General features: G+C 51.3%; 16 protein-coding genes and 1 other annotated feature (1 of these 17 running past the window's edge). Of the genes, 15 read left to right on the forward strand and 1 reads right to left on the reverse strand.

The genetic code is table 11. From position 1 onward, the window contains the following. From NST23_RS01215 to pssA, 9 genes are all read left to right on the forward strand, one after another. On the forward strand, window positions 1-648 hold the 3' portion of the coding sequence (locus NST23_RS01215) for an MGDG synthase family glycosyltransferase (RefSeq protein ID WP_063231142.1). Its footprint begins 474 nt before the window's first position; only the last 648 of its 1,122 coding nucleotides appear in the window; its start codon lies off the left edge, out of view; its stop codon occupies window positions 646-648. Window positions 649-679: 31 nt separating this feature from the next. After that, on the forward strand, window positions 680-1,354 hold the full coding sequence (locus NST23_RS01220; protein WP_173598084.1) for an HAD-IA family hydrolase: 675 nt from the start codon (window positions 680-682) through the stop codon (window positions 1,352-1,354). 263 nt (window positions 1,355-1,617) lie between these two features. After that, the gene (locus NST23_RS01225; protein WP_063231140.1) at window positions 1,618-2,082 is read left to right on the forward strand and encodes a CtsR family transcriptional regulator; all 465 of its coding nucleotides are present in this window, start codon (window positions 1,618-1,620) and stop codon (window positions 2,080-2,082) included. Window positions 2,083-2,115: 33 nt separating this feature from the next. Further along, entirely contained in the window at window positions 2,116-2,634 is a 519-nt protein-coding gene (locus tag NST23_RS01230; RefSeq protein ID WP_063231139.1) for a UvrB/UvrC motif-containing protein, read from the forward strand. A 20-nt stretch (window positions 2,635-2,654) separates the two neighbouring features. Further along, window positions 2,655-3,725, forward strand: a complete 1,071-nt coding sequence (locus NST23_RS01235; RefSeq protein ID WP_122966817.1) for a protein arginine kinase — start codon at window positions 2,655-2,657, stop codon at window positions 3,723-3,725. 73 nt (window positions 3,726-3,798) lie between these two features. Continuing rightward, the gene (locus tag NST23_RS01240) at window positions 3,799-6,249 is read left to right on the forward strand and encodes an ATP-dependent Clp protease ATP-binding subunit (RefSeq protein ID WP_122966816.1); all 2,451 of its coding nucleotides are present in this window, start codon (window positions 3,799-3,801) and stop codon (window positions 6,247-6,249) included. 102 nt (window positions 6,250-6,351) lie between these two features. Further along, a complete protein-coding gene (gene radA / locus NST23_RS01245; RefSeq protein WP_063231136.1) occupies window positions 6,352-7,719 on the forward strand; it encodes a DNA repair protein RadA in 1,368 nt (455 codons plus the stop codon). A gap of 9 nt (window positions 7,720-7,728) precedes the next feature. Beyond that, window positions 7,729-8,805 carry a DNA integrity scanning diadenylate cyclase DisA gene (disA, locus tag NST23_RS01250; protein ID WP_122966815.1) on the forward strand — a complete coding sequence of 359 codons (1,077 nt, stop codon included), beginning with the start codon at window positions 7,729-7,731 and terminating at the stop codon, window positions 8,803-8,805. Window positions 8,806-8,922: 117 nt separating this feature from the next. Then, window positions 8,923-9,651: a CDP-diacylglycerol--serine O-phosphatidyltransferase gene (gene pssA / locus NST23_RS01255; protein ID WP_063231134.1), complete on the forward strand. Its 729-nt coding sequence runs from the start codon at window positions 8,923-8,925 to the stop codon at window positions 9,649-9,651. Window positions 9,652-9,744: 93 nt separating this feature from the next. Here pssA and NST23_RS01260 read toward each other — a convergent pair whose 3' ends face one another. After that, window positions 9,745-10,140, reverse strand: a complete 396-nt coding sequence (locus NST23_RS01260) for a hypothetical protein (protein WP_063231133.1) — start codon at window positions 10,138-10,140, stop codon at window positions 9,745-9,747. Window positions 10,141-10,427: 287 nt separating this feature from the next. On the opposite strand from NST23_RS01260, the gene NST23_RS01265 reads away from it, so the two are divergent. The 6 genes from NST23_RS01265 (at window position 10,428) to cysS (ending at window position 16,695) form a co-directional block, all read left to right on the forward strand. Continuing rightward, the gene (locus NST23_RS01265; RefSeq protein ID WP_122966814.1) at window positions 10,428-11,516 is read left to right on the forward strand and encodes a PIN/TRAM domain-containing protein; all 1,089 of its coding nucleotides are present in this window, start codon (window positions 10,428-10,430) and stop codon (window positions 11,514-11,516) included. Between the two features lie 38 nt (window positions 11,517-11,554). Next, window positions 11,555-12,241, forward strand: a complete 687-nt coding sequence (ispD, locus tag NST23_RS01270; protein ID WP_274874689.1) for a 2-C-methyl-D-erythritol 4-phosphate cytidylyltransferase — start codon at window positions 11,555-11,557, stop codon at window positions 12,239-12,241. 3 nt (window positions 12,242-12,244) lie between these two features. Further along, a complete protein-coding gene (gene ispF / locus NST23_RS01275; RefSeq protein WP_063231130.1) occupies window positions 12,245-12,718 on the forward strand; it encodes a 2-C-methyl-D-erythritol 2,4-cyclodiphosphate synthase in 474 nt (157 codons plus the stop codon). A gap of 82 nt (window positions 12,719-12,800) precedes the next feature. Further along, window positions 12,801-14,267 carry a glutamate--tRNA ligase gene (gene gltX / locus NST23_RS01280; protein WP_242773178.1) on the forward strand — a complete coding sequence of 489 codons (1,467 nt, stop codon included), beginning with the start codon at window positions 12,801-12,803 and terminating at the stop codon, window positions 14,265-14,267. Between the two features lie 25 nt (window positions 14,268-14,292). Further along, window positions 14,293-14,554, forward strand: a binding site (T-box leader). An 88-nt stretch (window positions 14,555-14,642) separates the two neighbouring features. Continuing rightward, window positions 14,643-15,308: a serine O-acetyltransferase gene (cysE, locus tag NST23_RS01285; protein ID WP_063231128.1), complete on the forward strand. Its 666-nt coding sequence runs from the start codon at window positions 14,643-14,645 to the stop codon at window positions 15,306-15,308. Then, window positions 15,289-16,695: a cysteine--tRNA ligase gene (gene cysS / locus NST23_RS01290; protein ID WP_122966811.1), complete on the forward strand. Its 1,407-nt coding sequence runs from the start codon at window positions 15,289-15,291 to the stop codon at window positions 16,693-16,695. Before cysE ends, cysS begins: the two co-directional genes overlap by 20 nt. The last annotated feature ends 7 nt before the right edge of the window (window positions 16,696-16,702 follow it).

Raw genomic sequence — 16,702 nt, forward strand, 5'->3', positions numbered from 1 at the left:
CTGGTTGATATTTACCGACAAGATCACCAGAAGTTCATTCCCATGGGGATTCCTATTATGCATAAATTCCGCACTCCACTCGACGCCAATGAGATCAGGCAAAAGCTTGGACTTGTACCGGAGCAAAAATGCATTATTCTCTCTGGTGGAGGTCTTGGCCTTGGTTCGATGGAAAAGGTCCTCGATGGGCTGGAAGCGATCAACCTTCCGCTGAAAACGTTTGTGTTGACCGGAACCAACGAGAAGCTGTACAAAAAAGTGACGAACAGAAGCTATCGTCACGAGGTAGTCCCGCTTAAATTTATCAACAATTTTCACGAGTATCTGGAGGTTGCCGATTTGATCGTGACCAAATCTGGCGGACTGACCTCAGCCGAGGTCATGAGCAAACGGGTGCCGATGATTATTTACAACCCGTTGCCTGGACAGGAAGAACGGAACAGCCACTTCCTGTTGAACAACGGCTGTGCTGTACATGCCAATTTGTCGGAGCAGCTCATTTACTTTATCGATGAATTGTTGCACAGTCCATCAAAAGTTGACTATATGCGACGCATGGGACAAAAAATATCAAAGCCGGATGCCGCTCAGCGCATCGCCGAATTTATTTTGGACGACATGAGCATGGTGCAGGCTGAAACAGACTAATGTTCTCGGAAGCACTGACAGGAGGTTGCCTATGAGTATACCGTTTGCTATTTTCTTCGACATGGATGGCACATTGCTGCAAACGGAAAAGTTGTCGACGCCCGCCTTTGTGCGGACGTTTGAACGATTGAGAGAAACAGGCTTGTGGCAAGGCGAGACGCCGAGCGAGGAAGACCTGGTCAATGTACTGGGAATGACCATCGAGCAAGTTTGGCAAAAGCTGTTGCCAGGCGCAAGTGAAGAAGCAGTCCACGCCGCAGATACTTTTTTGCTGGAAAATGAAATTGCCTTGCTGAAGGAAAAAGTGACCGATTTATACCCAGGAGTGAGGTCAACTCTGGAACAGCTTCACGCCCAGGGGATTCCTCTGTTTGTCGCGAGCAACGGACAAGAGGAGTACATCGAGGCCATATGCCAGGAGTATGGGCTAAAGCCGCTGCTGACGGATTTGTACTCCGCAGGAAGGTTCCGTACGCGCTCGAAAAATGATCTGGTGGCAAAGCTCCTCTCTGACTATGACATCGCGCACGCGTACATGGTGGGGGATCGTCACTCGGATATCGAGGCCGGGACAGCAAACGGCTTGTTTACAGTCGGTTGCGACTTTGGTTTTGCCAAACCGGGAGAGCTGGATGGAGCCGATATGATCATTACAGATTTCCCGCAATTGCTGGATCATTTGCCAGCGATCGACACCAAATCATAGAGCCTGACATAAACCATTCCTTTAGGGAGTGGTTTTTTTCATACTTAGCAACCCGACATTTTTCGTAAAAAGAGTGCAACGCTTGTCGCTTATGCCCGACAAAAGGCTCGCCACCTGACTGTTTTGCATGGTTTCAAGCGACCGGATTTTGCCCACACTAGAAAGTGTATGGATCACTTGCAAGGGCGCCATAAACCCATTATAATTAAAGTCAAAGATAGTCAAAGTCAGTAGATGACACATATGGAATAGGAGGCGATGACTTGCGTAACATCTCGGACATCATTGAACAGCACTTGAAAGGCATTTTGACACAAAGTCCTAATGGCTCGGTCGAGATCCAGCGTAGTGAGCTTGCCGACTTATTTCAATGTGTACCGTCGCAAATCAATTACGTCATCAACACGCGATTTACTGTACAAAAAGGGTACATTGTAGAAAGCAAGCGTGGAGGCGGGGGTTACATCCGCATTCGCAAGGTACAGATTGTGAGCAAGGCGCGATTGCAGGAATTGCTGACCGAGGAACTGATTGGAGAAAGCATTTCGCAGAGTGTGGGGAACGCGATTGTGGAAAGGCTGTTCGAAGAAGGACTGGTCAATGTCAGGGAAGCGACCTTGATGAAAATCGCAACCTCACGAAATGTTTTGACTCTGGATGCTGAATTGCGAGATCGTTTGCGGGCAAATATTTTAAAGCAGATGATTGCGGCTATCTTGTTGAAGTAAACGAAGCATGTATGTGTTAGGGGGTAGGATGTAATGAACTGTGAGGAATGCGGAAAACGACCGGCGACACTGCACTTGACGAAAATCGTCAACGGCGAGAAAACCGAATACCATATTTGTGAGCAATGCGCTTCCGAAAAAGGGGACGTCTTTACCGGATTTCACAATTTCAGCATCAACAATCTCCTTTCAGGACTGTTAAAATTTGACCCCATGCAAAAAAACGGACGCGAGCCTGCCACCAGTAAGCCGCTCCGTTGCGAAACTTGCGGACTCACGTATGCCCAGTTCAGCAAAAGCGGCCGCTTCGGTTGCAGCGATTGCTACACCTTCCTGGGCGATCGACTCGATCCGTTGTTCCGCCGTATCCATGGCAATACGCAGCATAGCGGCAAAGTTCCGGAGCGCACAGGCGGACAGTTGAAAATCCGCAAAGAGCTGGAACAACTAAAGCGTGCGTTGCAAAACCATGTCGCCAGTGAAGAGTTTGAAAAAGCGGCAGAGATGCGTGACCGGATACGTGCGCTGGAACAAAAAATCGCTCAATCGTAACAAGGGGAGGTAAGCTGGTCATGTCACAACAGCAGTTTATGCAAAACCCGTGGAGCAATTGGATGAAAGGAGAAGGTCCTGATTCCGATATCGTCATCAGCACACGGCTGCGCATCGCCCGAAACCTGCGCCAGCACCCTTTTCCGTTACTGGCGACAGACTCGCAAGGGGAAGAAGTCGTCAGAAAGGTGACGGAAGTGAGCGAATCGGAGGCCATGCGCAAGCTCCAGCAGCTTCAAGTCCTCAACATGGACCAGATCAACCCGTTGGAAAAGCGGGTGCTGGTGGAGAAGCATCTGATTAGCCCTCACTTGGCGGAGGAATCGCGAAAAGGTGCTGTGCTGTTGAGTCCTGACGAGTCGGTCAGCATCATGGTAAACGAAGAGGATCATATTCGAATCCAGGTGCTGCTGCCGGGGTTTCGCCTGAACGAAGCATGGGAAATAGGAACAAAAATAGATGATGTTTTCGAGAAAAATTTAAACTTCGCGTTCGACGAGACGAGAGGCTACCTTACAAGCTGTCCGACCAACGTCGGCACAGGCATCCGGGCTTCCGTCATGCTGCATCTGCCAGCACTGGTGATGACGCAGCAAATCAGCAGAATTTTGCAGGCCATCAATCAGGTTGGCCTCGTCGTTAGAGGAATTTACGGGGAAGGCAGCGAAGCACTAGGAAACCTGTTTCAGTTGTCCAACCAAGTCACGCTCGGGATGTCGGAAAGCGATATTCTCTCCAACCTGTATGGCGTAGCCAGACAAATTATCGAGCAAGAACGCGTTGCCCGTACTTATTTGCTGGAGCATACACGCATATCTTTGGAAGACCGCATCTTCCGTTCCTACGGCATCTTGATGTATGCACGCACTGTGGAGTCCAAGGAAGCAGCTCAGCGCCTCTCCGATGTGCGCCTTGGCATTGACCTGGGCATTATCTCGGGAGTATCGCCACTGGTGATGAACGAGCTGTTGGTAACAACCCAGCCTGGCTTCTTGCAGCAGCATGCAGGGCAAAAGTTGACGCCAGACCAGCGGGACGAGAGAAGGGCTCGGCTGATTCGGGAGAGGCTCAGTACGACGGGCTCAGCTTGATTGTTTCTCAGACATAAGGCATCACAGCAGTTAACCTATAGAGAAAAAACATGGTTACACGGAGGTGTACGATATGATGTTTGGACGTTTTACAGAACGAGCACAAAAGGTACTGGCGCTTGCCCTGGAAGAGGCGGTGCGTCTCGGCCACAAGGATATTGGGACTGAGCATGTACTGCTGGGACTGATTCGGGAAGGCGAGGGTATTGCTGCCAAGGCATTGCAATCGCTCGGGCTTGGTCTCGATAAAATCCAGAGCGAAGTGGAGTCGTTGATCGGACGGGGAACAGAGCAGTCCGGTAGTAATTACACCCCAAACTATACACCTCGTGCGAAAAAAGTAATTGAACTGTCCATGGATGAAGCGCGCAAGCTCGGCCATACTTACGTGGGAACAGAGCACATTTTGCTCGGCCTGATCCGCGAAGGCGAAGGCATCGCTGCGAGAATCATGAACAACTTGGGAGTCAGTCTGAACAAGGCGCGCCAGCAGGTGCTGCAATTGCTGGGAAGCTCCGAAATGATGGCGTCGCATCAGCCTTCCGGCGGCAATCCGGCAGCGAATACGCCTACTCTGGACGGTCTGGCACGGGACTTGACTGCGATTGCACGCGATGGCGGGCTCGATCCTGTCATTGGCCGGCAAAAAGAAATCGAGCGTGTGATTCAGGTACTTAGCAGACGCACCAAGAACAACCCTGTCTTGATCGGGGAGCCTGGTGTGGGGAAAACGGCGATTGCAGAAGGTCTGGCTCAAAAAATCGTGAACAACGAGATTCCCGAAACTCTCCGCGACAAGCGCGTCATGACGCTGGATATGGGAACAGTAGTGGCGGGAACCAAATATCGCGGTGAGTTTGAAGACCGCCTGAAAAAAATCATGGACGAAATTCGCCAGGCAGGAAACATCATCCTGTTTATCGATGAGCTGCACACGCTGATCGGGGCTGGCGGAGCGGAAGGCGCAATCGACGCTTCCAATATTCTCAAGCCGGCGCTGGCTCGCGGTGAACTTCAGTGCGTAGGGGCAACCACCCTGGACGAATACCGCAAGTACATCGAAAAAGACGCTGCGCTGGAGCGTCGCTTCCAACCGATTCAGGTGGATGAGCCGACTGCCGAGGACGCGATTCGCATCTTGCACGGCTTGCGCGACCGTTACGAAGCCCACCACCGTGTGAAAATTACCGACGAAGCTATCGAGCAGGCAGTGAAGCTGTCTGACCGTTATATTACCGATCGTTTCCTCCCTGACAAAGCCATCGACCTCGTCGATGAGGCGGCTTCCAAAGTGCGCTTGCAATCGTTCACCGTCCCGCCTAACCTCAAGGAGCTGGAAGGGCGTCTGGAAGAAGTGCGCAAGGAAAAAGACGCTGCCGTGCAATCGCAGGAGTTTGAAGAGGCTGCTGCACTCCGTGATCAGGAGCAGAAGCTGCGCGAGGAACTCGACAAAACGAAAAAAGACTGGAAAGAGCGTCAAGGCCAGTTGAACATGGAAGTAACTCCTGAGGACATCGCCACTGTGGTAGCCAGCTGGACTGGTATTCCGGTGTTGAAGCTGAAGGAAGAAGAAACAGAGCGTCTGTTGAAAATGGAAGATATTTTGCACGACCGTGTTATCGGCCAGGACGAAGCGGTCAAATCGATTTCCCGAGCGATCCGCCGTGCCCGCGCTGGTTTGAAGGACCCGAAACGTCCAATCGGTTCGTTTATTTTCCTCGGCCCTACAGGTGTAGGGAAAACCGAACTCGCTCGCGCTGTAGCTGAGACACTGTTTGGAGATGAAGACGCCATGATCCGCGTCGACATGTCCGAGTACATGGAAAAACACTCTACAGCACGTCTCGTAGGGGCTCCTCCAGGGTATGTAGGCTTTGACGAAGGCGGTCAGCTGACGGAAAAAGTGCGCCGCAAGCCTTACTCGGTCATCCTGCTGGATGAGATCGAAAAAGCGCACCCGGATGTATTCAACATTTTGCTCCAGGTGCTGGACGACGGCCGATTGACTGATTCCAAAGGACGCACAGTAGACTTCCGCAACACCGTCGTGATCATGACCTCCAACGTAGGTGCAAGCATGATCAAGAAAAATACGACACTCGGTTTCACTACCAACGACACCGAGAAGAAATATCAGGATATGAAGGACAAAGTCATGGATGAGCTGAAAAAGAGCTTCCGCCCTGAATTTCTGAACCGTATTGATGAAGTGATCGTGTTCCACTCTCTGGAGCAGGAGCACATCGAGCAAATCGTGTCCTTGATGACCGACGAGCTGCGCAAGCGTTTGAAAGAGCAGAGCATCGACTTCCAACTGACCGAGGAAGCCAAAAAGCTGCTGGCAAAAGAGGGCTTCGACCCGGCATACGGTGCGCGTCCGTTGCGTCGCGCCATCCAGCGCCATATCGAAGACAATTTGTCGGAAGAACTGCTCAAAGGCAACATCAGCAAAGGCGATACAGTCAACATCGAAGCCGAAGATGGCAAGCTGGTTGTCAAGCGACTGGAAAAAACTAAATCGTAAGCACAAAATAGCAGAGAATGCCTCCTGTTCTGGGAGGTATTCTTTTTTTCAATGCGTAACTATGATAAAAGTAGAAAAGAAATTCCAAGTGAGGGTGCGATTATGTCAAAGTATAAAACGAAATACGCGTGTCAAGAATGTGGCTATGAATCGCCTAAGTGGATGGGAAAATGCCCTGGCTGCGGCAGCTGGAACACTTTGGTCGAGGAAGTGACAGTGAAAGCAGCCCCTCGTCATGAAGGAATCAGCGGCGGTACGCGTCAGGCGGCTATTCCTTTGACGCAGGTCGCCAGTGCAGAAGAACCGCGCATGGACACGACGATCGGAGAGTTGAACCGTGTTCTCGGCGGCGGGCTGGTACCAGGCTCCCTTATACTGGTTGGCGGCGATCCGGGTATCGGGAAATCTACATTGCTGTTGCAGACCTCTTTTGCCTTGGCTCATAAAGGGGCCAAAGTGCTGTACGTATCAGGCGAGGAGTCGGCAAAACAAATCAAGCTTCGCGCTGATCGCCTGCATATGCAAACCCCCCCGATGTTTGTGTTGGCAGAAAATGATTTGGATTTGATCGAGCAGCATATTAATCAAGTAGACCCTCACGTATTGATCATTGACTCGATCCAGACAGTCTTCCATCCCACGGTTCAATCCGCAGCCGGAAGTGTCGCACAGGTGCGTGAGGCTACCGCTCAACTGATGCGCATCGCCAAAGGCAAAGGGATCGGGACCTTTATTGTCGGCCACGTGACCAAAGAAGGTTCGATTGCAGGTCCGCGCATGCTTGAGCATATGGTGGACGCGGTCCTTTATTTTGAGGGCGAGCGCCACAATACGTTCCGAATCCTGCGTGCTGTCAAAAATCGATTCGGTTCGACAAACGAGATCGGCATTTTCGAGATGAAAGATCGCGGTCTGGAAGAGGTGGCAAACCCTTCGGAAATTTTTCTGGCCGAACGTCCTTTTGGCGTGGCAGGCTCCACCGTCGTAGCGAGCATGGAGGGCACTCGTCCCGTCCTGGTCGAGCTTCAGGCACTCGTAGCCCCAACCAGCTTCGTTACGCCGCGCAGAATGGCTACAGGCGTCGACCATCAGCGTGTGGCGATGATCATGGCTGTTTTGGAAAAGCGCATGGGGATGATGCTGCAAAATCAGGACGCGTATGTCAATGTCGCAGGGGGCGTCCGCTTGGATGAGCCTGCTGTCGACTTGGCGATCGCGGTCAGCATTGCCAGCAGCTTCCGCGACCACGCCACGAATCCGCATGACGTGGTGATCGGGGAGATCGGTCTGACGGGAGAGGTGCGTGGCGTATCGCGCATCGAACAGCGCGTGCGGGAAGCGCATAAGCTCGGCTTCAAACGCGTAATCATCCCGGAGAAAAATATTCGCGGCCTGGATGCTCCTGACGATATTCAGGTGATCGGGGTCAGCAATATCGCAGATGCTTTGAACGAGGTGATAAGGAGGTAAGGGCGGGATATGCAGGAGAACACCAAAAGAACTCCGCTGTTCGGCGATGTGCTTCGTTTGGTCGCACCCGGAACGCAGCTTCGTGAAGGGCTGGAAAATGTTTTGCGCGCAAAAACCGGCGGCCTGATCGTCGTCGGTTACGGACCGGAAATGAAGCAAATCGTCGATGGCGGTTTTTCCATCAATTGCGATTTTTCTCCTGCCCATTTGTATGAATTGGCGAAGATGGATGGGGCGATTATAGTAAGTGAAGACGCCAAGCGAATTTTGTACGCCAATACGCAACTGTTCCCGCCGGCATCCATCCATACCAGCGAGACAGGGACGCGACATCGGACGGCGCAACGAACGGCCATCCACACCAACTACCTGGTCATCGCCATATCGCAACGACGCAATGTCATCACGTTGTATCAAGGGAATTTCCGCTATGTGCTGAATGAAATCAGCGTCATTTTAGCCAAAGCCAATCAGGCTGTGTCCACCCTGGAAAAATACAAGGCCGTGCTGGATCAGACGATGACCAACCTGGGCGCTCTGGAATTTGAGGAACTGGTCACCCTGCATGAAGTTGCTTCTGTGCTGCAGCGGATCGAGATGGTGCTTCGGATCAAGACGGAAGTTTCCAAGTACATATGTGAACTTGGTGTCGAAGGCAGACTTGTCAGCATGCAATTGGAGGAGCTTGTGTCGAATATTGGCGAAGAAGCGCACATGCTTATTCGCGATTACGCCAAAGATTCGTCTTACGCTCCTGAGCTTGTACTGGGCGAAATGAAAAAGCTAAGCTCGGAGGAAGTGCTGGAGTTGGGGTCTTTCCTGCGCGTTCTCGGATTTTCGGCAAGCGCCAGCATGCTGGAGGAGTCGGTGTCGCCCAGGGGCTACAGAATTTTGTACAAAATCCCCAGATTGCCAATTTCTATCATCACAAACCTCGTCGCACATTTCCATTATTTGCCCAGAATTATGATGGCAACGATTCAGGAATTAGACGAAGTAGAGGGGATTGGAGAGGTGCGGGCCAGGGCGATCAAAGAGGGTCTGAAACGGATTCAGGAACAAGTGTTCATTGACAGGCACATTTAAAGTAGAATAGGATAAAGGCATTATTTGTTATTCAACATTTGCCCAGGGGACTTGAAAGCGAAAGTCAGCTTGACAGGATACACTGTCTCCTCTGCAAAAGAAATCAGGAGGTAGTCTATGTTCGTGAAATCGTTGCCGAACATGCTAACCGTAAGCAACTTGTTTCTGGGAGTCTTGGCAATTATTCTTGCGTTTCGAGGAGATCATTACGTCGATTATGCGGCGATCACGGTGATCATCGGCATGCTGGCCGACGGGTTGGATGGACGCGTCGCTCGTATGTTGAATGCGCAAAGTGAGTTTGGAAAGGAACTCGATTCGCTTTCTGACGTCATTACGTTTGGGATAGCTCCGGCTTTCATCATGTATGTTGTTGTCCTTCAGCACTTCGATCTGCTGGGGATTCTCATTACGGCCATCTTCCCGATCTGTGGGGCGCTCCGTCTGGCGAGATTCAACGTCCAGGCCGGGGTTCCGGGATATTTCATCGGATTGCCAATCACAGCTGCCGGCGGTGTGCTGGCGACTCTTGCGCTTTATCACCAGGTTTTCAACCCGGTACTGCTTGCAGTGAGCATGCTGCTCCTCGCCTTCCTCATGGTATCGAAGGTCAAGTATCCCAACTTCAAAAAGGTCGGGATTCCAAAATCCGCTTACTGGATTACGCCCATTATTATCGCCATCGTCGTCGTTGTTGCGATCAAGTATCCGCAACAGTTTCCGAAGATCGTCTTCTTGCCGCTTGCCTTTTACGCCCTGTACGGAATAAAAAAAAACGTTGACTTTCTCGTCAAAAAATTACGCAAGCGGAAAAACAAAGAAGAAGAATCTGTGCCATTTGAATAAGCCAGGCAATGAAAAAACCCGCACTTCGATGTGCGGGTTTTTCGTTTTTGTATGCAACTTTTCGTAGGGTTCATTCGTAATACGAGTGTGGGGTTAAGAAAGATTGAACACGCCCAGGGTATTCAGCCGGTTTGCCTCTTTTTGCAGGACGTCTTCCAGTTTGATGTCTGTGATGTTGCACAAGGCGGTCAGGTAAAAAAGATTTTTGCCAAGCTCTGCTGTGACTACATCGCGACAATGCTCGCATAGTGGGCCGTTAAAGTGAGTGTCCAGGTGGGACTTGTTCTCCTCCAGGTTTTTGCTGGAATCGTAACTTTGCTTTTTGGCTACCACTTCAACACAACCGCATTCGGTGATGGCTTTGGTCAGGGAGCGATTGATGCGAGATGCCGTCTCCTGAACTTTGGACATGACGTCCAGTACGCTTCGATGTCGGATCAAAAGCTCTGATACTTGCGTTTGAAAGTCGTCTACATTTCGTTTGTCCATATCAATTCACCTCTGCTTTAGGCTGATCGTATCGTCACAATTTTCGCTCATTGTGTTACTGCCATTATAAGAAGGGAGTCTGGTCGCTGTCAATTTGCCCGAGAAGGAAACAGGTGTTTGAGGTTGACGGGAAAATGACAACTATGTTAAAATTTTTGGCTATTTGACATGGTAAAATCATTTTTGCTATAGTGAGGGAAAGCGACAATGAAGCAATTTCGCTATTTGGAAAGTTACAGGGTTTTACTCAAAGGCTTCTGTCTATATTAATAAAAGGAGGTGAAGGCATGGTACGCCGCATAGGAAAAATCTTTTTTGTCTTGGTTGGCGGTGGCTTGGGCTACCAATACGGTGCCGAACTGTTTTCGCTGCTTAACCCGCTTTTGAATTTTGGAGTAGTTGGTGGAGCGCAATATATTGGGGCGGTACTTGGTGCCATTCTGTTCTTCTTTTTAGCTAATTGGCTTTTGGACTACGTCTTGAAAGTAGTTCGCTGGGGAGAAGAGACTCTCGTCAAAATGCCGATTGTTGACGTGATGTTCGGAGCGATGGGGTTGATTAGTGGTCTTATTGTTGCCTTTTTATTATTCCTGCCCATCAGTAAAATTCCGTTTCCGGTAATAGGTGATCTGTTGCCGCTGGTTGTTTCCGGGTTGCTTGGCTATCTGGGCTTTCAGGTAGGATTTCGCAAGCGGGACGAGATTATGTCGGTTTTCTCGATTGGACGCAAGGATAAGAAAAAGGAACAGGCTGCAACAGCAACAAATGTCGAGCACAAAATTTTGGACACGAGCGTCATTATTGACGGACGCATTGCAGATATTTGCCGTACGGGCTTTTTGGAGGGCGTACTGGTCATTCCGGGCTTTGTCCTGGAGGAACTGCAACACATTGCCGATTCTTCTGATGTACTGAAACGAAATCGCGGCCGTCGAGGCTTGGATATTCTCAACAAGATTCAGAAGGAAATGAAGGTCAAGGTTCAAATCTGGGAAGGCGACTTTGAAGAAGTATCCGAAGTGGACAGCAAGCTGATCAAGCTGGCGAAGGTCATGAACGGCAAAGTCGTCACCAACGATTTCAACCTGAACAAAGTATGCGAATTGCAAGGCGTGGCTGTATTGAACATCAACGATTTGGCGAATGCCGTGAAGCCTGTCGTCTTGCCAGGGGAAGAAATGAACGTGCAGGTCATCAAGGATGGAAAAGAGCACGGTCAGGGCGTCGCGTATCTCGATGACGGCACGATGATCGTCGTGGAAGGCGGACGCGAATACATTGGCAACGACGTGGATGTGCTGGTCACCAGTGTACTGCAAACGTCTGCGGGACGAATGATTTTCGCGAAGCCGAAGCTCTTGGAAAGAGCACTGTAAGAAGAGACGAGAAGCACAAGACGGGAGAGAATGAAAAAGTGAGTACGGGTGTCGTGATCGTTGCTGCCGGTTCGGGGAAAAGAATGGGCGGCCACCGGAACAAACTATGGTTGCCGCTTGCCGGAGAACCGATTTTGGCTCACACAGTTCGCCTTTTCGCCTCGCATCAGGACATCGACCGGATCGTACTGGTAGTGAGCGAGCCGGACTACGCTGACGTGCTGGCCTTGCTCACGGCCGAAAACTTGCAAGTAACGGTCACCTTGGGCGGCAATGAGCGGCAGGACAGCGTCAGAAACGGTTTGGCTGCCTTGGCAACCTCCTGTACCTACGTGCTTGTTCACGATGCGGCAAGGCCATTCGTTACCAAGCAGCAGATCAGTGACATGATCAGACAGGTGCAGCGCGATCAGGCTACGATCATGGCTGTACCTGTAAAAGATACGATAAAAGTGGTGGGGGCATCAGGCTTTGTGGAAGATACCCCGGCACGGGAAAGCTTGTGGGCGGTTCAAACCCCACAAGCTTTTCGTATGTCTTTGCTGCAAGAAGCGCATGAGGCGGCCAAAAAGGCGGGCAAGCTCGGTACGGATGATGCCATGCTGGTCGAATGGCTCGGCCATCCGGTTTCAGTGATGCAGGGAAGCTATGAGAATATCAAGATCACTACGCCGGATGACTTGTGGCTGGGTGAAGAGATTATGCGAAAGCGAAGGGGAGAGTAATTCATGCGTATTGGACAAGGATTTGACGTGCATCAACTGGTAGAAGGCCGTCCGTGCATTATCGGCGGCATCACCATTCCGTACGAAAAGGGGCTGCTCGGCCATTCTGACGCCGATGTGCTGCTTCACGCGATCAGTGACGCGATTCTCGGTGCGATTGGCGAAGGCGATATCGGCCGCCATTTCCCTGATACAGATCCTGCGTTCAAAGGAGCGGACAGTGTCGTGTTGCTTGAGCATGTGTGGAAGCTGGCAAAAGAGCGCGGCTATCGCCTGGGCAACGTCGATGCGACTATCATCGCGCAAGCTCCCAAAATGGCACCTTACATACCGCAAATGTGCGAAGTCATCGCTCGTGTACTGGAGGCAGAAGATGCTTCCCAGGTTAACGTGAAGGCGACAACATCGGAAAAGCTCGGTTTTACAGGCAGAGGAGAAGGAATCGCGGCCCAGGCTGTATGCTTGCTTGTCAAGTAAAGGGGCAAGGTGTAACATAAAGCCTTAGAAACGTATTCATGAAAGATCATAGCCTTTTACATTCACAAGGATGGTGCTATCAATGGCGAAAGAAATCCGCACGCGTTATGCGCCGAGTCCTACGGGGCATTTGCACATCGGCGGTGCGCGCACAGCGCTTTTTAACTATCTGTTTGCCAAACATCACGGCGGTTCGTTTATTGTCCGGATCGAGGATACAGACCAAACGCGCAATAAAGAAAATGCCGATGAAGAGCAAATGAAAAACTTGAAGTGGCTCGGAGTCGAATGGGAAGAAGGCACGGATGTGGGCGGCCCTTATGGCCCGTACCGCCAAACCGAGAGATTGGATATTTACCGCCAATATATCGATCAACTGCTTGCGGAAGGCAAGGCTTACTACTGTTACGCGACGAAGGAAGAGCTGGATGCAGAGCGCGAAGAGCAACTGGCGCGCGGGGAGACTCCGCGGATTTTGGAGAAGCATCGCCATGTGACGGAAGAACAGCGCGCGCAGTATGAAGCGGAAGGCCGCGTGCCGTCCATTCATTTCCTTGTGCCGGACAACCGCGAATACGTAGTAAACGACCTGATCCGCGGACAGGTGACATTCAACTCGAACGAAATGGGAGACTTCGTCATCTGTCGTCCTGACGGAATCCCTACCTATAACTTCGCTGTCGTAATCGACGACTACCTGATGAAAATTAGCCACGTCATTCGCGGCGAAGAGCATTTGTCCAACACGCCTCGACAACTGATGATCTACGAAGCTTTCGGTTGGGAAGCTCCTGACTTTGCTCACTTGGCGCTGATTCTCAATCAGGACGGCAAGAAGATGTCCAAGCGTGATGAGAGCATTTTGCAGTTCATCGAGCAATATCGCGATCTCGGCTTCTTGCCGGAGGCGATTGTGAACTTCCTCGTCCTGTTGGGCTGGTCGCCAGGCGGCGAAGAGGAAATTTTCCTCATCGATGATTTGGTCAAGCTGTTCTCCATGGAGCGCGTGAGCAAGTCGCCGGCTGTATTCGACGCAACCAAGATGAACTGGATGAACAACTACTACCTGAAGCGTCAACCGCTCGATCTGATTACAGATATGTGCGTGCCGCACCTGCAAAAAGCGGGCTTCATCGAAGAGACGCTGTCTGACGCCAAACGGGAATGGGTACGCAGCATTGTCGCCCTGTACCAGGAGCAAATGTCTTACTGTGCACAAATCGTTCCGCTGGCTGCCCTTTTCTTCCTGGACGAAGTGGTGTACGATGAAGAAGCGACAATGGTGCTGAAAGAACCGCAGCTTCCGGAAGTCCTCGCTTCTTTTGTGAAACACCTGTCAGCCCAAGATGCATATAATGTGGATGTCATCAAAGCGGCGTTGAAGGAAGTGCAAAAGGAAACAGGCCACAAAGGAAAGGCGCTGTTCATGCCTGTACGCGTTGGCACAACAGGTCAGGCGCATGGCCGCGATTTGGCTGAGACTTTATTCCTGCTCGGACGTGACAAAGTATTGGCGCGCGCGCAGCGTGTGATTGAAAACGGAAAATAGCCTGTAACAAGGCACATGATATAAAACGAATGCGACGATCAGGAGAAGTACGTCAGGTTACACGTTTACAGAGAGGATGGTGGGGTGAGAACCATCCAGCGTGCCCTGTTCGGAAATGCGCCTGTGAGCAGTGAGCTGAACATGTCGGACTCTTCGGACGACACCAGTAGGTGACATCGGTTCCCGCCGTTATCGGGATGTAGAGCGAGATCGTTTGTCTGGCCGTTTTTAGCCAGAGGCCACAGCGATCTAAGCAGAGTGGAACCGCGGTATAACCCGTCTCTGTCCCTTCGTGTTGATGAAGGGGTAGGGGCGTTTTTTATTTTTCCGACCTTAGATCTAGCAGAAAATCCAGGCAGGAGGTGCCACCCAACTATGTTCGCACAGATGAAAGATGACATTCAGGCTGTATTTGAAAGAGACCCGGCAGCACGCAGTGCATTGGAAGTTGTCATGACCTATTCAGGTTTGCACGCCATTTGGGGGCACCGGATTGCTCACAAGCTCTGGAAGGCCGAGTGGTGTACACTCGCGCGGATTGTTTCGCAGGTCGCTCGCTTTTTCACAGGGATCGAAATTCACCCAGGCGCACGCATTGGCCGCGGACTGTTTATCGATCACGGTATGGGCGTGGTCATCGGGGAAACATGCGAAATCGGCGACAATGTTACGATCTACCAAGGTGTCACGCTCGGAGGAACCGGCAAGGAAAAAGGCAAGCGCCATCCCACCATCGGCAACGATGTGATTATCGCGACGGGTGCAAAAGTTTTGGGGTCTTTCAAAATTGGCGATAATTCAAAGATAGGGGCTGGCGCAGTCGTTTTGCAGGAAGTGCCGCCCAATTCGACCGTAGTAGGAATCAAGGCGCGCATCGTCATTCAGGATGGCAAACGCGTCAAACACGATCTGGACCACGTCAACATGCCTGACCCGGTTGCAGACACGATTCGTCTCATGCAAAAGGAAATTGATCATTTGCGCAAAGAATTGGATCTTTTGAGGGAGGATAAAAAGAACCATGGGCATTCAGCTGACTAACACAATGACACGCCGAAAGGAACCGTTCGTTCCTTTGGAGCCGGGCAAGGTGAAAATGTACGTGTGCGGCCCGACCGTGTACAATTACATTCACATCGGAAATGCTCGTCCGGCTATTGTTTTCGACACGCTTCGCCGTTATTTGAAGTATCGCGGTTATGAAGTGACTTTTGTACAAAATATCACGGATGTGGACGACAAGCTGATTCGGGTGGCGAACGAGGAAGGAACGACCGTCAAGGAAGTGGCTGACCGTTACACAGATGGATACAACCAAGACCTCGGCACATTGAATGTTCTGCCGCCTGACATTCAGCCGCGCGTGATGCAAACGATCCCGGAAATCATTTCGTTTGTCGAAGGGCTGATCGAAAAAGGCTATGCGTACGAGAGTGAGGGAGACGTGTACTTCCGCACCGGACGTTTTCAGGAATACGGAAAACTTTCTCACCAGCCGCTGGACGATTTGCAGGCAGGCGCTCGCGTCGAGATCAACGAGAAAAAGGAACATCCGCTCGACTTCGTGCTCTGGAAAGCTGCCAAGCCAGGAGAAGTTACGTGGAGCAGCCCGTGGGGCGACGGCAGACCAGGCTGGCACATCGAATGCTCGGCTATGGCGCTGAAGTTCTTGGGCGAGGAAATTGACATCCACGCTGGTGGAACCGATCTTGTGTTCCCGCACCATGAAAATGAGATTGCCCAATCCGAATGCTTTACCGGAAAAGTGTTTGCCCGCTACTGGCTGCACAACGGGATGCTCAACATCGACAACGAAAAAATGTCCAAATCCCTCGGCAATTTTTTGCTTGCCCGCGATCTGGTAGGGAAGTTCGGAGGCCAGCTGATCCGCTTTTTCATGCTCCAGGGGCACTACCGCAACCCGATCAATTTCAGCTACGAATTGCTTGAACAAGCGGCGAACGGCCTTGATCGCATCAAAACAGCGTATACAAACCTTTCCCACCGTCTGGATACGGCAAGGGAAGAAGAGCCGAACGGACAATCCGGGGAGCAGGCGCGTATCATTTCGGAATTGCGGGATCGGTTCATCGCCGAAATGGACGACGACATCAATACAGCGAACGCGATCACTGTCATTTTCGATGTGGTGAAGGAAGCGAACCTGTACTTGCGCCATCAAAATGTAGGGGCGGCCGAGGTGCGCGCTTACATGGAGCTGATCGTGGAGTTGACAGAGGTTCTTGGGCTGATCGTTGCAGAAGAGCAAGAGCTGTTGGACAGCGAGATTGACGCATTGATCGCAGAGCGCACAGAGGCGCGCAAAGCGAAAAACTTTGCCCGTTCTGACGAAATTCGCGATTTGCTCGCGGCAAAAGGAATCGTGCTTGAGGACACGCCACAAGGTGTTCGCTGGCGCCGAAAATAAGGGGCCG

It is taken from the genome of Brevibacillus sp. FSL K6-0770, from assembly GCF_038000275.1.
Taxonomy (GTDB): Bacteria; Bacillota; Bacilli; order Brevibacillales; family Brevibacillaceae; genus Brevibacillus; species Brevibacillus parabrevis.

Coding starts and splice junctions, on each gene's coding strand:
- NST23_RS01220 (WP_173598084.1), top strand. CDS start 680: ATGAGTATACCGTTTGCTATTTTCTTCGACATGGATGGCACATTGCTG.
- NST23_RS01230 (WP_063231139.1), top strand. CDS start 2,116: ATGAACTGTGAGGAATGCGGAAAACGACCGGCGACACTGCACTTGACG.
- NST23_RS01235 (WP_122966817.1), top strand. CDS start 2,655: ATGTCACAACAGCAGTTTATGCAAAACCCGTGGAGCAATTGGATGAAA.
- NST23_RS01240 (WP_122966816.1), top strand. CDS start 3,799: ATGATGTTTGGACGTTTTACAGAACGAGCACAAAAGGTACTGGCGCTT.
- radA (WP_063231136.1), top strand. CDS start 6,352: ATGTCAAAGTATAAAACGAAATACGCGTGTCAAGAATGTGGCTATGAA.
- disA (WP_122966815.1), top strand. CDS start 7,729: ATGCAGGAGAACACCAAAAGAACTCCGCTGTTCGGCGATGTGCTTCGT.
- pssA (WP_063231134.1), top strand. CDS start 8,923: ATGTTCGTGAAATCGTTGCCGAACATGCTAACCGTAAGCAACTTGTTT.
- NST23_RS01260 (WP_063231133.1), bottom strand. CDS start 10,140: ATGGACAAACGAAATGTAGACGACTTTCAAACGCAAGTATCAGAGCTT.
- NST23_RS01265 (WP_122966814.1), top strand. CDS start 10,428: ATGGTACGCCGCATAGGAAAAATCTTTTTTGTCTTGGTTGGCGGTGGC.
- ispF (WP_063231130.1), top strand. CDS start 12,245: ATGCGTATTGGACAAGGATTTGACGTGCATCAACTGGTAGAAGGCCGT.
- gltX (WP_242773178.1), top strand. CDS start 12,801: ATGGCGAAAGAAATCCGCACGCGTTATGCGCCGAGTCCTACGGGGCAT.
- cysE (WP_063231128.1), top strand. CDS start 14,643: ATGTTCGCACAGATGAAAGATGACATTCAGGCTGTATTTGAAAGAGAC.
- cysS (WP_122966811.1), top strand. CDS start 15,289: ATGGGCATTCAGCTGACTAACACAATGACACGCCGAAAGGAACCGTTC.